Raw genomic sequence first — 13,277 nt, 5'->3', positions numbered from 1 at the left:
CCAGGGGCGCGCAGCGACGGAGACAGGTGGAGGAGCGGGTGGCGGGCATCGTGCGAAGGCAGGGGAACCGCGGCGCGCGCCACCGGCGCGCCGCCTTGCCTGCCGGATGCCAGCCTAAGCCCGGGCCGGGGGCGCCGGCCTCGGGATAAACGCCGGGGCGGCGCTCAGGCCTTCGGAACGCCGAGGACCACGTGCGAAGCCTTGATGACGGCCGTGGCCGCCACACCCGGCGCCAGGCCCAGGTCCTTCACGGCTTCCTTGGTGACGATGGCGGCGATCTGCGCGCCACCCGGCAGCGTGATGACGACCTCGGCGTTCACGGCGCCGGTCTCGACGGCGCTGACGGTGCCGGCCAGCTGGTTGCGCGCCGACAGCTTCAGCTCGCTGTCGCCGGTCATCACGATGACCCAGGGCGCCTTGACCAGCGCCACCACCGGCTGGCCCGGGGCCAGCTCCAGATCGGTGCAGCTGGCCAGCGTGACGATGGCCGTCAGCTGATCGCCCGCCCCCAGATCGACATGGACTTCGGCATTGACGGCACCGGCCTTGACCGCCGAGACGGTGCCGCGGAGAACGTTGCGTGCGCTGATCTTCATCGTGCTTCCCTTGTGTTGCAGGCTCTGACGGGTTTTTTGTAGTGTTGCCTACATAGAATGTCGGGCACCCGACAGCGTCGGCCCGATGCAAGCCACTCTAAGGGCCACGCCTATGTCGATGCCACCATAACGACGGCATCGCACCACGCCCGCATCCGGCGGGCGCAGGACGGCCGTGGTGGCACGGCTTTCGCTATCTACCGCGGTACATAGAAATGCCGAACACGATGGACTCCGACGCCGCCCCCCCGCTTCGCCGCCCGCATGACGCTGGACACCGACGGCGGCGCCTCGCTGGGCGAGACCCGTGTGCGCCTGCTCGAAGCCATCGACCGCCACGGCTCGATCAACCAGGCCGCCAAGGCCGTGCCGCTGTCGTACAAGGCCGCCTGGGACGCGATCGACACGCTGAACAACCTGGCGCCGCAGCCGCTGGTCGAGCGGGTCACCGGAGGCCGCCAGGGCGGCGGCACCCGGCTCACCGACTACGGCCGGCGCGTCGTCGCGATGTACCGCGCGCTGGAGAGCGAGTACCAGACGGTGCTCGACCGCGTCGCCGCGCACCTGCCCGACGCCGGCGCGTCCGACGTGCGCGCCTTCCGCCAGCTGATGCGCCGCGCCTCGATGCGCAGCAGCGCACGCAACCAGTTCCACGGCCGCATCGTCGGCCTGCGCGACGGCCGCGTCGACTACGAGGTGCGCCTGGCGCTGGACGACGCCACCGAGATCGTCGCCGTCATCACCCAGGCCAGTGCCGAGAACCTGGGCCTGGCCATCGGCCAGGAGGTGCTGGCGCTGGTGAAGTCGAGTTCGGTGCTGGTCACCACCGAGCGCGGCATGCGCGTCACGGCGCGCAACCAGCTCTGGGGCGAGGTCTCGGCGGTGCACGCCGGCATCGTCAACGACGAGGTCGTCATCGCGCTGCCCGGTGGCCGCAGCGTCGCGGCCGTCGTCACGCACGGCAGCGTCGAGGCGCTGGGCCTGGTGCCCGGCATGGCCGCCGGCGCGCTGTTCAAGTCCTCGGCGGTGATCCTGGCCACCTACGACTGACGCCTGTCCCGTTCCCCGTCCCCCGTCACACGGAGCTTTCCCGCATGAAGAACCCGATCGCCCTCGCCGCCCTGCTCTTCACCGCCAGCCTGGCCCATGCCGAGGAGGTGCAGGTGGCCGTGGCCGCCAACTTCACCGCGCCGGCGCAGAAGATCGCCGCCCAGTTCGAGAAGGACACCGGCCACGTCGCCAAGCTGAGCTTCGGCGCCACCGGCAAGTTCTACGCGCAGATCACCAACGGCGCGCCGTTCGAGGTGCTGCTGTCGGCCGACGACGAGACGCCGGCCAAGCTGGAGAAGGAAGGCCAGGCCGCGCCGGGCACCCGTTTCACCTACGCGATCGGCACGCTGGTGCTGTGGAGCGCGCAGCCGGGTGTCGTTGACGCCCAGGGCGCGGTGCTGAAGAGCGGCCACTTCGAGCGCGTGGCCATCGCCAACCCGAAGACCGCACCCTACGGCGCCGCCGCCGTCGAGACGATGAAGGCGCTGGGTGTCTTCGACGCCGTGACGCCCAAGCTGGTGCAGGGCGAGAACATCGCCCAGGCCTACCAGTTCGTCGCCACCGGCAACGCGCCGCTCGGTTTCGTCGCGCTGTCGCAGGTCTTCGAGGACGGCGCGCTGAAGAGCGGTTCGGCCTGGATCGTGCCGGCCAAGCTGCACCAGCCGATCCGCCAGGACGCGGTGGTGCTGGCCAAGGGCGCCGCCAACCCCGCGGCCAAGGCTTGGCTGGCCTACCTGAAGAGCGAGAAGGCGCTGACCGTCATCCGCGCCTACGGATATCAGGCCGCACCGTAAGCGCCCCGGAGCCCATAGATGCCGTTCAGCAGCGAAGACTGGGGCGCGATCCGGCTGACGCTGGAGCTGGCGACGGTGGTCACCGCGCTGCTGCTCGTCATCGGCACGCCGATCGCGTGGTGGCTGGCGCGCACGCGCTCGTGGTGGAAGGGCCCGGTCGGCGCCGTCGTCGCGCTGCCGCTGGTGCTGCCGCCGACGGTGCTGGGCTTCTACCTGCTGCTGGCGATGGGGCCGCACGGCCCCGTCGGCGCGTTCACCGAGTGGCTCGGCATCGGCCGCCTGCCCTTCACCTTCGCCGGGCTGGTCGTGGCCTCGGTGTTCTATTCGATGCCTTTCGTCGTGCAGCCGCTGCAGAACGCCTTCGAGGCGCTGGGCGACCGGCCGCTGGAAGCCGCGGCGACGCTGCGCGCCGGGCCGCTGGACACCTTCTTCAGCGTCGTCGTGCCGCTGGCGCGGCCGGGTTTCCTCACCGCCTCCATCCTCGGCTTCGCGCACACCGTCGGCGAGTTCGGCGTCGTGCTGATGATCGGCGGCAACATCCCCGAGCAGACGCGCGTCGTCTCGGTGCAGATCTACGACCACGTCGAGGCGATGGAGTACGCCCAGGCCCACACGCTGGCCGCGGTGATGCTCGTCTTCAGCTTCACGGTGCTGCTGCTGCTCTACACGCTGAACCCGTCGCGGAGGCGGGCATGAACGCCGGCCGCCCCGAAGCGCAGGCCGTCGAACGTGCGGCCGAGCCGCGTGCGCCGATCGAAGCGCGTTTCGACGTCGATTACCCCGGCTTCCGGCTGCAGGCCGATCTGCAGCTGCCGGGCCGCGGCGTCACCGCGCTGTTCGGGCCGTCGGGCTCGGGCAAGACGACGCTGCTGCGCGCCATCGCCGGGCTGGAACGCCACCGCGGCCGGCTCGTCGTCGGCGGCGAGTGCTGGCAGGACGACGCACGCGGCCTCTTCGTGCCGACGCACAAGCGCCCGGTCGGCGTCGTCTTCCAGGACGCCAGCCTGTTCGAACACCTGACGGTGCGCGCCAACCTCGACTTCGGCCGCAAGCGCATCGCGGCGGCCGATCGCCGTGTCGACTTCGACGCCGCCGTCGCGCTGATGGGCATCGCCCACCTGCTGGAGCGCAAGCCGGCGCATCTGTCCGGCGGCGAGCGCCAGCGTGTCGCCGTCGCGCGGGCGCTGCTGACCAGCCCGCGCCTGCTGCTGATGGACGAGCCGCTGGCCGCGCTGGACCAGGCGCGCAAGCGCGAGATCCTGCCCTTCCTCGAGAAGCTGCACGCCGAGCTCGACCTGCCCATCCTCTACGTCAGCCACGCGCCCGACGAGGTGGCGCGGCTGGCCGACCACCTGGTGCTGCTGGACAGCGGCCGCGTCGTCGCCCACGGCCCGCTGGCCGAGCTGATGGCGCGGCTGGACCTGCCCACCGCGCAGGGCGAGGACGCCGGCGTCGTCATCGATGGCCGCGTCGTCGAGCACGACCTGCACTACGGCCTGGTGACGATCGCCTTCCCCGGCGGGCGCGTGCAGGTCGCGCACGGGCCCGAGCCCGTCGGCCGGCGGCTGCGGCTGCAGGTGCGGGCGCGCGACGTCAGCGTCGCGCTGTCGGCCTCGGGCGACAGCTCGATCCTCAACCGCGTCGCCGCCACCGTCGTCGCCGAGGCGCCGGCCGACACGCCGGCGCACCTGCTGCTGCGCCTGGACGCCGGCGGCACGCCGCTGGTGGCGCGCATCACCCGGCTGTCGCGCGACCAGCTCGGGCTGGTGCCGGGGCGCCCGGTCTGGGCGCAGATCAAGGCCGTCGCGCTGCTCGCCTGAGGACCGCCGCGATGAACACCCTGCCCGACCCCGAACTGCTGGCGCTGCTGCACGACGACGTGCCCTGCGGCGACCTGACGACCGAGGCGCTGGGCCTGGCGGCGGCGGCACCGGCGCGGCTGGAGTTCCGCGCACGCGGCGCGATGACGGTCTGCGCCACCGAGGAGGCCGAGCGCCTGTTCCAGCTCGCCGGCGCCACGGCGCGGCGCCTGGTGCCCAGCGGCCGTGCGGTCGCGGCGGGTGAACGCCTGCTCGCCGCGCAAGGCCCGGTGCCGGCGCTGCACGCCGCCTGGAAGACGGCGCAGACGCTGGTCGAATGGGCCTCGGGCATCGCCACCGCCAGCGCCGCGCTGGTGGCCGCGGCGCGCGACAGCGGCCGCGCGGTGCCGGTGGCCTGCACACGCAAGAACGTGCCCGGCACCAAGTGGCTGTCCGCCAAGGCGGTGCGCGCTGGCGGCGCGACGATGCACCGGCTGGGGCTGTCGGAAACGCTGCTCGTCTTCCCCGAACACCGGCTCTACCTGCGCGAGGCGCCGGCGGCCACGGTGGCGCGGCTGCGCGCCGCCGAGCCCGAGAAGACGGTGGTCGTCGAGGTGCGCAGCGTCGACGAGGCGCTGGCCTGGGCCGAAGCCGGCGCCGACGTGCTGCAGCTGGAGAAGTTCAACCCGGCGCAGGTCGCCGAGAGTCACGCACGCCTGCAGTCGCTGCCACGGCGCCCGCGGCTGGCGGCAGCCGGCGGCGTCAACGCCGGCAACGCCGCGGCCTACGCCGCCGCCGGGGCCGACCTGCTGGTCAGCTCCGCCCCCTACAGCGCGCCGCCTTGCGACGTGCGTGTCGAGTTCCATCCCGGCGACGCCGACGTCGCCTGACTCCGAAGGAGCATGCCGATGGCCCGCCCGCTCGCCGCCCCGCCGCCGCCCTGCTGCGCCCCCCGGCCGCCGGAGGACTGGAACCTGCTGCTGCCCGACACGCTGCGCCCGCTGGTCGTGCCGCCGCAACGCTGCGAGCACCACGCCGACGACGAGCTGCCGGCCGAACGCACGCTGGGCTACGCCGCCGACGGTTCGCCCAGCTTCTGCGCCAGCCGCCACCGCCTGGCCGCACCGGCGTCCGACGACGACGAGGAGTTCGTCGAAACGACCTCGGTCACCGAATGCACCACCGCCTGGCGGCTGCGCGACGGGCGCTGGCTGGTGCACGAGTCGGTGCTGCACTACGGCCGCTGCCCGCCCGAGGAGAGCGCCCGCTTCTACCTGTCGGAGACGATGCCGCGCTGAGCCCGCGCGCCTTCAGCGCCGCCGCGGCGCGTGCGTCGCCGCGTGTTCGTGCACGCCGCCGGTGTGCGGCGCGGCCTCGGGCAGCGCCACCTGGCCCAGACCACTGAGGATGCCGCAGGCGGCGCCGTCACCCGGCGTGTCGCAGCGCGCACGCAGCGCCCGCAGCGAGGCTTCCAGCGCGCGCAGTTCCTCGATGCGGTGCACGACGTGGCCGATGTGTTCGTCCAGCAGCGTATTGACGCCGCTGCAGTCGGCCGGCGGCGCGTCGCGGAAGGCGAGCAGCGCGCGCACCTCGTCCAGCGACATGTCCAGCGCCCGGCACTGGCGGATGAAAGCCAGGCGCTCCAGCTCGGCGTCGCCGTAGACGCGGTAGTTGCCGCCCGAACGCGGCGGTGCCGGCAGCAGGCCTTCGCGTTCGTAATAGCGGATCGTTTCGACCGGCGTGCCGCAGGCCGCCGCGAGTTCGCCGATGCGCATGACCATCCTTTCGTGTCCGACGCTTGACTCTAAACCCGCTACAGGGTCTGCAATGGCGCCATGGACACGAAGAAGACCGATTCCGACGGCTGCGGCGAAGGCTGCGGCTGCACGCCGGTGGCCGTGGCTCTGCCGATGCCGACGCGGCGCCGGCAGACGCCGGAAGCCGCCCACGGACATTCGCACGATCACGGGCATGACCACGCGCACGAGCACGACCAGGCCCATGGGCACGCGCACGAACACGACTGCTGCGGCGGCGCCTGCGCGACACCCGCCGACGCGACGCCCGACCCCGGCGGCCCCGGCCTGAAGCTGCGCATCCCGGCGATGGACTGCGCCGTCGAGGAGGCGCAGATCCGCCGCGCGCTCGAAGGCATCGCCGGCATCCGCAGGCTGCATTTCGCGCTCGCCGAACGCACGCTGCGCCTGGACGCCGAACCGGCGGCACGCGACGCCGCGCTGGCCGCGATCCGCCGCGCCGGCTTCGCCGCCGAGCCGCTGGCCGACGACGCCGCGCCGCTGCCCTGGTGGCGTGCCGCCGGCCTGCCGCGCCTGGGCGCGGCGCTGGCGCTGGCCGCCGCGGCCGAACTGCTGCACGCCCTGCTGCCGGCCTCCCAGACCGCCGAATGGGCCGGCATGGCGCTCGCCGCCGCGGCCATCGCACTCGCCGGCCTGGGCGTGCTGAAGAAGGGTTTCGCCGCGCTGGCGCGCCGCCGGCTGGACATCAACGCGCTGATGTCGGTGGCCGTCGTCGGCGCTTTCGCGATCGGCCAGTGGCCCGAGGCGGCGATGGTGATGGCGCTGTACACCGTCGCCGAGCTGATCGAAGCGCGCGCGGTGGACCGCGCACGCGGCGCGATCGCCGCGCTGATGGCGATGGCGCCCGAGGTCGCGACGCTGCGCCGCGCCGGCGGCTGGGTCACGGTGCCGGTGGCCGAAGCCGCCGTCGGCGAGACGCTGCGGGTGCGCCCGGGCGAACGTTTCCCGGTCGACGCCGTGCTGACGGACGGCACGACCAGCGTCGACCAGGCCGCCGTCACCGGCGAGAGCCTGCCGGTGGACAAGCAGCCCGGCGACGCGCTGTTCGCCGGCACGCTGAACCTGTCGGGCGCGGTCGAGGCGCGCATCACGGCGCCAGCCTCGCGCTCGACGCTGGCGCGCATCGTCGAAGCCGTCGAACACGCGCAGGCCTCGCGCGCGCCGACGCAGCGTTTCGTCGACCGCTTCGCCGCGGTCTACACGCCGGCCGTGTTCGCCGTCGCGCTGGCGGTGGCGCTGGGCGGGCCGCTCGTCGCCGGCTGGGGCTGGACCGCGGCGCTGTACAAGGCGCTGGTGCTGCTGGTCATCGCCTGCCCCTGCGCGCTGGTGATCTCGACGCCGGTGGCGCTGTCCAGCGGCCTGGCGGCGGCGGCGCGGCGCGGCGTGCTGCTCAAGGGCGGCGCGCACCTCGAAGCCGCGCGCCGCATCCGCGCCGTCGCGTTCGACAAGACCGGCACGCTGACCGAAGGCCGGCCGCGTCTCGTGCACTGGCAGACGCTGGCCGGTGACGAGGCCGCGGCGCGTGCGCTGGGCGCCGCGCTGGCGGCGCAGACCGACCACCCGGTGTCACGCGCCATCGCCGCCGGCCTGGCGCCGGCCGCAGCAGCGGCCGTCAGCGCGGTGCAGGCGCTGCACGGGCGTGGTGTCGTCGCCGAAGCCGACGGCGCCGCCGTCTGGCTGGGCAGCCGCCGCCTGGCCGCCGAACGCGGCGCGCTGACGCCCGAGCTCGAAGCGGCGCTGGCCGAGCACGAACGCCAGGGCCGCGGCCTGACGCTGCTGGGCCGCGGCGCGCAGGCGCTGGCGCTGTTCGCCGTCGCCGACACGCTGAAACCCGGCGCACGCGACGCGGTCTCGGCGCTGAAGGCGCTGGGCGTCGTGCCGGTGATGCTGAGCGGCGACCACGGCGCCGCGGCGCAGGCGGTGGCCGCCGAAGCCGGCATCGCCGAAGTGCGTGCCGACCTGCTGCCCGAGGACAAGCTGGCGGCGATCGAGGCGCTGCAGCGCCGCCACGGCCCGACGGCGATGGCCGGCGACGGCCTGAACGACGCCCCGGCGCTGGCGCGCAGCGACCTGGGCATCGCGATGGGCGCCGCCGGCACCGACGTCGCGATCGAGGCCGCCGACGTCGTCGTGATGAACGACGACCCGCGCCGCGTCGCCGAGACCGTTCGCCTGTCGCGCGCGACGCACGCGGTGCTGGTGCAGAACATCGTGCTCGCGCTGGGCATCAAGGCGGTGTTCCTGGCGCTGGCGGTGTTCGACGACGCGACGATGTGGATGGCCGTCTTCGCCGACATGGGCGCCAGCCTGATCGTCGTCTTCAACGGCCTGCGGCTGCTGCGCCGCGCGAAAGGCTGATCAGCCGGGGCGGCGCGCCAGCAGGCCGATCAGCGCCGCCCGGCCGACGTGCTGCGTGCCTTCGGCGAGTTCGGCCTCGTACTCGGCGAGGTCCAGGATCTCCAGCCCGGCGAAGGCTTCGCGCAGCAGCTCGGGCGTGTAGAGGTGGTCCAGGCGCCCCGGCCCGCCGCTGCGGTAGGCCAGCTGCGCCGGCGTGTAGCCCTGCAGCACCAGGCAGCCGCCCGGGCGCAGTGCGCGCGCCATGCGCTCGAACAGGCGAGCGCGCGTCGGCGGGTCGGCGAACTGCACGAAGACCGCGGCGACCAGGTCGTAGGCCGCTTCGCGCCAGGCCCAGTCCTCGCAGCCGGCGACTTCGTAATGCACCGCGACGCCGGCCTCGGCCGCCAAGCGCCGCGCCTTGGCCACCGCGACGTCCGAGATGTCGAAGGCGTCGACCTCGAAACCGCGCCTCGCCAGCCAGACGCTGTTGCGGCCTTCGCCGTCGGCGACACACAGCGCGCGCCCGCCGGCCGGCAGCCGCGCCGCCAGGCTCTCCAGGTAGGCGTTGGGCGCCGTGCCGAACAGGTAACCCTCGGCGCGGTAACGCTGGTTCCAGCCGCCGGCGGGGTCGTCGAAGACGGGGGTGTTGTCTCGGCTCATGCGCCGATTTGGCCACGTCCCGGGAGGCCCCGCAGCCGGCCCCGGAACCCCCGGGGGTAGCATCGCGGCGTCAGCCTGCCTGGAGCCTGCCCATGCGCCGTGCCGTCGCCCTCGCCTGCCTCGTCTGCGCCCCCGCCGTCTTCGCGGCCGAAGACGGGCGCACGTTCGCCCCGCTGACGCCGGCCGCGCAGGCCACGCTGCGCGACGAGATGCTGGGCAACCTGCGTGCGCTCAACGAGCTGATCACGCTGGTGGCCGACGGCAAGCTGGCCGAGGCCGCGGCGGTGGCCGACACCGAACTCGGCTTCGGCGCGATGGGCCGCAACCGCGCGCTGCCGATGGACGCGCGCCCCGGGCCGCAGATGCCGCAGGCGATGCACCGCATGGGCATCGAAGGCCACCAGGCGGCGAACCGCTTCGCCGAGGCCGCCAGAGCCGGCGACCAGGCGCTGGCGCTGCGCCGGCTGGGCGAGCTGACGACGACCTGCGTCGTCTGCCATCACGCCTGGCGCACGCGCTGACGGCGCGGCTCAGAGCCGCGGGCGGTAGTCGAAAGCCGACGCCGCGCGCGGGTCGGTGAAGGGTTCGACCGGCTGCGCGCGCGTGACCGCCGCGTTGACCAGCGAAGCCGGGAACACCTCCAGCCCGGTGTTGTAGAGCTCGACGTTGCGGCTGAAGATCGTCAGCGCCGCCGTCACTTCCTTCTGCAGGTCCACGAGCTGCGCCATCAGCTCGCGCAGCGCACCGGCGGCCTGCAGCTCGGGATAGGCCTCGACGGCGATGCGCAGCCCCTTCAGCAGCTCGGCGCTGGCGCGTTCGGCCTGGGCCAGCGCGATGCCGTCGGGCTGGTTGCCCAGGCGGCCCAGGCTCTCGCGCAGCTGCGTCACGCTGGTCAGCAGGCCACGCTCGTACTCCTGGTAGGAGCCGACCAGCTCCTCCAGCTTCGGCAGCGTCTGCTGCTTCTGGCGCTCGTAGGCCAGCACGTCGGCCCAGGCGCGGCGCACCGCGTTGCGGCGCGAGACGATGCCGTTGTGGATGACGACGACGCCGCAAGCGACGGCGATGGCGGCCAGCACGACGATCAGGGTGGTGTTCACGGGAAGGCCTTTCGGGACGGGATCGGGGGCTCGGCGGCGGGCCGCGGCTGCAGCTCGGCGGCGGCGTCGGCCAGCACACGCAGCAGCACGGTCAGCGCCTCGAGCTTGGGCATCGTGGCGGTCGAGCGCACGCGCCAGCGCAGCTCGTCGACGCGGTCGGTGCGCCGCACGGCGTCGGCACGCGCCAGCAGGTCGTCGTCGGAAAACGAGATGCAGCCGGTGTCGCCGATGAAGTGGAAATCCATCGCCTTGAAGTGGCGCCCGGCCTCGACGAAGGCCTGCACGACCGACGGCGTCAGCAGCCGCGCGGCCTGCATCTCGCTGGCGGCGCCGGCGCGCCAGCGTTCACCGAACTCGATCGACGCGGTGCTCCACGGCACCGGCATGCGCGGCTTGCGCACCTCGGAGACGCCCAGCACCAGCGGCGGCGCCAGGTCGACGACGACACCGTGGCGGTGGTGCGTGGTGCGCCGCGTGTCGCGGTGGTGGCGGCCGTCGGCGTCGGTGCGCGATTGGTCCTCCACCTCGACCCAGCGGAAGCGGTAGCAGGCGATGGTGTGCAGCCGGCCGGCGTCGTCGGTCCATCCGCCCTGGACGAGGCGGTCGATGCTCTGATCCTCGTCGCCACGCTCGAAGTCGGGAAAACGCGCGCGCCAGTCGCGCCACAGCGCCTTGCCGTCGCAGGCGACGGTGACGAGTTCGCGGTCGAGCATCGCGGCCTGCGTCAGCACGGCGTCGATGAAGGCGCGGCGCGCCGACCACGTGGCCAGCAGCAGGCCGCCGCAGACCAGCGCCACCAGCCCGGCGAGCAACGCCTGGCCGTCCTCGCCGGCGTCGTGGCGCCAGGCGGCGGCGACGAGCGCGAGCACGGCCGCGACGATCAGCGGCAAGGGGTTGGCGCGCACGATGCGGCCGTCGCGGCCGGCGTGCCGGTCGACCTCGGCCAGCAGCAGCGCCTTGGACGGCAGCGAGGCGGCCAGACGCGCTGCCCGCTTCATGCGCAGCAGAAGCGGGATCACGGCGCACCTCGCAGGCACGCGGCACGACGTTGGTGGCGGCAGGATCTGGACATCGGCGCGAGCGCGAGCATGCCACGGAGGCGCGCGGGCGCAGCCATCGCACCGGCGATTCGTTTTCTCGGTGCGTGAACGTGACAGTCGACGACGGAAGGTGCACACACTGCCCCTAAGATGCCGGACCGAGACCAGAGCCCGCTGGACGACTTCCCGTCAACCCGGCGCCGGGCTGGACAGATCCCGGCATCCAATGGGCGCATCGACGACGACCATGACACCGAACCCCAGGACCTTCCTGAAACGCGTCATCCTGCGCAACTACAAGAGCATCGGCTATTGCGATGTCCGCTTGCGCGCGCTGACTTACCTCGTCGGGGTCAACGGCTCGGGCAAGAGCAACTTCCTCGACGCCTTGCATCTGGTGCGCGATGCGCTGAACGGTTCGCTGGACAACGCCATCAACGAACGCGGTGGTTTGAACGAAGTCAGGCGGCGCTCGAACGGCCACCCGACGCACTTCGGCATCCGGCTGGAGTTCGAGCTGCCCAGCGGCCAGTGCGGCTGGTACGCCTTCAACATCGGCGCACTGAAGGACCGCGGCTACGAGGTCTTCACCGAGGAATGCGTCATTGGCGGCATCGGCCGCGGACCGTTCTACCGGATCGACCGCGGCAGGCTGCGCGACTGCAGCGAGAGCACCTTCCCCACCGTCACCTCGGACCGCCTGGCGCTGGTGGCGGCGTCAGGCCTCGCAGTGTTCCGCCCGGTGTTCGACGCGCTGTCGTCGATGGGCTTCTACAACCTGAATCCGAAGCTGATGCGCGAGTTGCAGAAGCCGCAGGAGGGGCGACTGCTCAAGCCGGCGGGCGAGAACATCGCCAGCGTCATCGGTCACCTGGAACGCGTCGGTTCCGACCAGACAGCCATCATCCAGGAGTACCTGCAGACCGTGGTCCCCACGGTTCAAGGCATCGAACGCAAGCAGGTCGGCCACATGGAAACGCTGGAGTTCCGCCAGGAGATGGCCGGAGCTCACCATCCCTGGCGGTTCCTGGCACAGAACATGTCGGACGGCACCTTGCGTGCGCTCGGAGTTCTCGTCGCGCTGTTCCAGGCCAACCGCGACTACGCGCCCAGCCTCGTCGGCATCGAGGAGCCGGAGACCGCATTGCACCCGGCCGCCAGTTCTGCGCTGCGAGAGGCGCTGTCGCGGGCCTCGCAGAACACGCAGATCATCGTCACCAGCCACAGCCCCGACCTGCTCGACGACCGGGACATCCCTGCCGACTCGTTTCTCGCCGTGGCCTCCGAAGGTGGCGAGACCCGCATCGCGCCGCTGGACGAGGCCTCGCGGGACGTCCTTCGGCAGCAACTGTTCTCGCCGGGTGAACTGCTGAGGTTGAATCAGTTGGCGCCCGATCGGCAGGTGCTGGCGGAACAGCAGGCGCGTCAGGCAGATCTCTTCGGCGACCTGGCCCGATGAAGGTCGTGTCGATCGTCGAAGGCGACGGCGAGGTCACCGCGTTGCCGGTGCTGCTGCGGCGGATCGCGCAATGGCGTTCGCCCGGGGTTTATGCCGAGATCGCGCAGCCGATCCGGGTCCGGCGCGATCGCTTCCTGAACCGGGCGGAGGAGTTCGAGCGCCATCTGCTGCTCGCAGCCAGGAAGTCGGGCGAAGGCGACTGGATCCTCGTGCTCTTCGACGCCGACGACGACTGCCCGGCCGAGACGGCCGCCATGGTGCTCGAGCGTGCCAGACGCGTCGTGCCACACCGCCGGATCTCCGTGGTGCTCGCCAACCGCGAGTACGAGGCCTGGTTCATCGCCGCCGCGCAATCACTGGACGGACACCGCGGATTCCGCTTCGACCCACAGGAAACCACTGCCGCGGAAACGCCACGCGATGCAAAAGGCTGGATGCGCCTCAGGATGAGCGCCGGCAGCTACGGCGAGACCACCGATCAGCCTGCCTTCTCGGCCAAGATGGACCTTGCGCAGGCTTTCGACAACAGCCGCTCATTCCGCAAACTCTGCACCGAATGGGACCGGGTAGCTGCGGCAGCGGCCTGAGCGATCACCGCGCCCCTGGGTCGCCCCCAGGACGCCGACAA

At 72.6% G+C, this 13,277-nt stretch carries 15 protein-coding genes; 10 read left to right on the top strand and 5 right to left on the bottom strand.

The window, feature by feature from the left end; translation table 11 throughout:
- Nucleotides 1-164: 164 nt before the first annotated feature.
- A complete protein-coding gene (locus tag LOC65_RS16785) occupies nucleotides 165-596 on the bottom strand; it encodes a molybdopterin-binding protein (protein ID WP_230248355.1) in 432 nt (143 codons plus the stop codon).
- A gap of 264 nt (nucleotides 597-860) precedes the next feature.
- On the opposite strand from LOC65_RS16785, the gene LOC65_RS16780 reads away from it, so the two are divergent.
- Genes LOC65_RS16780 through LOC65_RS16755 form a run of 6 tightly spaced genes read left to right on the top strand, consistent with a single transcriptional unit; the run spans nucleotide 861 to nucleotide 5,537 of the window.
- Complete coding sequence (locus LOC65_RS16780; protein ID WP_230248354.1) at nucleotides 861-1,646, top strand: TOBE domain-containing protein; 786 nt, start codon at nucleotides 861-863, stop codon at nucleotides 1,644-1,646.
- Nucleotides 1,647-1,690: 44 nt separating this feature from the next.
- A complete protein-coding gene (modA, locus tag LOC65_RS16775) occupies nucleotides 1,691-2,440 on the top strand; it encodes a molybdate ABC transporter substrate-binding protein (protein WP_230248353.1) in 750 nt (249 codons plus the stop codon).
- Between the two features lie 18 nt (nucleotides 2,441-2,458).
- Nucleotides 2,459-3,136 carry a molybdate ABC transporter permease subunit gene (gene modB, locus LOC65_RS16770; RefSeq protein WP_230248352.1) on the top strand — a complete coding sequence of 226 codons (678 nt, stop codon included), beginning with the start codon at nucleotides 2,459-2,461 and terminating at the stop codon, nucleotides 3,134-3,136.
- Nucleotides 3,133-4,260: a molybdenum ABC transporter ATP-binding protein gene (gene modC, locus LOC65_RS16765; protein ID WP_230248351.1), complete on the top strand. Its 1,128-nt coding sequence runs from the start codon at nucleotides 3,133-3,135 to the stop codon at nucleotides 4,258-4,260. The genes modB and modC overlap by 4 nt, the downstream gene beginning before the upstream one ends.
- Before the next feature lie 11 nt (nucleotides 4,261-4,271).
- Nucleotides 4,272-5,129, top strand: a complete 858-nt coding sequence (modD, locus tag LOC65_RS16760; RefSeq protein ID WP_230248350.1) for a ModD protein — start codon at nucleotides 4,272-4,274, stop codon at nucleotides 5,127-5,129.
- Between the two features lie 18 nt (nucleotides 5,130-5,147).
- Nucleotides 5,148-5,537: a hypothetical protein gene (locus LOC65_RS16755; RefSeq protein ID WP_230248349.1), complete on the top strand. Its 390-nt coding sequence runs from the start codon at nucleotides 5,148-5,150 to the stop codon at nucleotides 5,535-5,537.
- A 12-nt stretch (nucleotides 5,538-5,549) separates the two neighbouring features.
- Here the strand turns inward: LOC65_RS16755 and cadR are convergent, their stop codons facing one another.
- Complete coding sequence (gene cadR, locus LOC65_RS16750; RefSeq protein WP_230248748.1) at nucleotides 5,550-6,014, bottom strand: Cd(II)/Pb(II)-responsive transcriptional regulator; 465 nt, start codon at nucleotides 6,012-6,014, stop codon at nucleotides 5,550-5,552.
- A 60-nt stretch (nucleotides 6,015-6,074) separates the two neighbouring features.
- Here cadR and LOC65_RS16745 point away from each other — a divergent pair, with 60 nt between their 5' ends.
- Nucleotides 6,075-8,414, top strand: coding sequence for a cation-translocating P-type ATPase (locus LOC65_RS16745; RefSeq protein ID WP_230248348.1), 2,340 nt, complete (start codon nucleotides 6,075-6,077; stop codon nucleotides 8,412-8,414).
- On the opposite strand, the gene LOC65_RS16740 is transcribed toward LOC65_RS16745, so the two are convergent.
- Nucleotides 8,415-9,053 (bottom strand): methyltransferase domain-containing protein, encoded by a 639-nt coding sequence (locus tag LOC65_RS16740; protein ID WP_230248347.1) that lies wholly within the window; start codon nucleotides 9,051-9,053, stop codon nucleotides 8,415-8,417.
- A 92-nt stretch (nucleotides 9,054-9,145) separates the two neighbouring features.
- Here LOC65_RS16740 and LOC65_RS16735 point away from each other — a divergent pair, with 92 nt between their 5' ends.
- Nucleotides 9,146-9,574 (top strand): cytochrome C, encoded by a 429-nt coding sequence (locus LOC65_RS16735; RefSeq protein WP_230248346.1) that lies wholly within the window; start codon nucleotides 9,146-9,148, stop codon nucleotides 9,572-9,574.
- 9 nt (nucleotides 9,575-9,583) lie between these two features.
- On the opposite strand, the gene LOC65_RS16730 is transcribed toward LOC65_RS16735, so the two are convergent.
- Together LOC65_RS16730 and LOC65_RS16725 are read right to left on the bottom strand one after the other, a co-directional pair.
- Nucleotides 9,584-10,150: a LemA family protein gene (locus LOC65_RS16730; protein ID WP_009858390.1), complete on the bottom strand. Its 567-nt coding sequence runs from the start codon at nucleotides 10,148-10,150 to the stop codon at nucleotides 9,584-9,586.
- A complete protein-coding gene (locus LOC65_RS16725; protein ID WP_230248345.1) occupies nucleotides 10,147-11,169 on the bottom strand; it encodes a hypothetical protein in 1,023 nt (340 codons plus the stop codon). The genes LOC65_RS16730 and LOC65_RS16725 overlap by 4 nt, the downstream gene beginning before the upstream one ends.
- Before the next feature lie 268 nt (nucleotides 11,170-11,437).
- Here LOC65_RS16725 and LOC65_RS16720 point away from each other — a divergent pair, with 268 nt between their 5' ends.
- Together LOC65_RS16720 and LOC65_RS16715 are read left to right on the top strand one after the other, a co-directional pair.
- Nucleotides 11,438-12,649, top strand: a complete 1,212-nt coding sequence (locus tag LOC65_RS16720) for an AAA family ATPase (protein ID WP_230248344.1) — start codon at nucleotides 11,438-11,440, stop codon at nucleotides 12,647-12,649.
- Nucleotides 12,646-13,236: a DUF4276 family protein gene (locus tag LOC65_RS16715; RefSeq protein ID WP_164963034.1), complete on the top strand. Its 591-nt coding sequence runs from the start codon at nucleotides 12,646-12,648 to the stop codon at nucleotides 13,234-13,236. Before LOC65_RS16720 ends, LOC65_RS16715 begins: the two co-directional genes overlap by 4 nt.
- Nucleotides 13,237-13,277: the final 41 nt, after the last annotated feature.

It is taken from the genome of Rubrivivax sp. JA1055 (assembly GCF_020966565.1).
Classification (GTDB): domain Bacteria; phylum Pseudomonadota; class Gammaproteobacteria; order Burkholderiales; family Burkholderiaceae_C; genus Rubrivivax; species Rubrivivax benzoatilyticus.
This window is presented reverse-complemented; position numbering and strand designations above follow the sequence as displayed.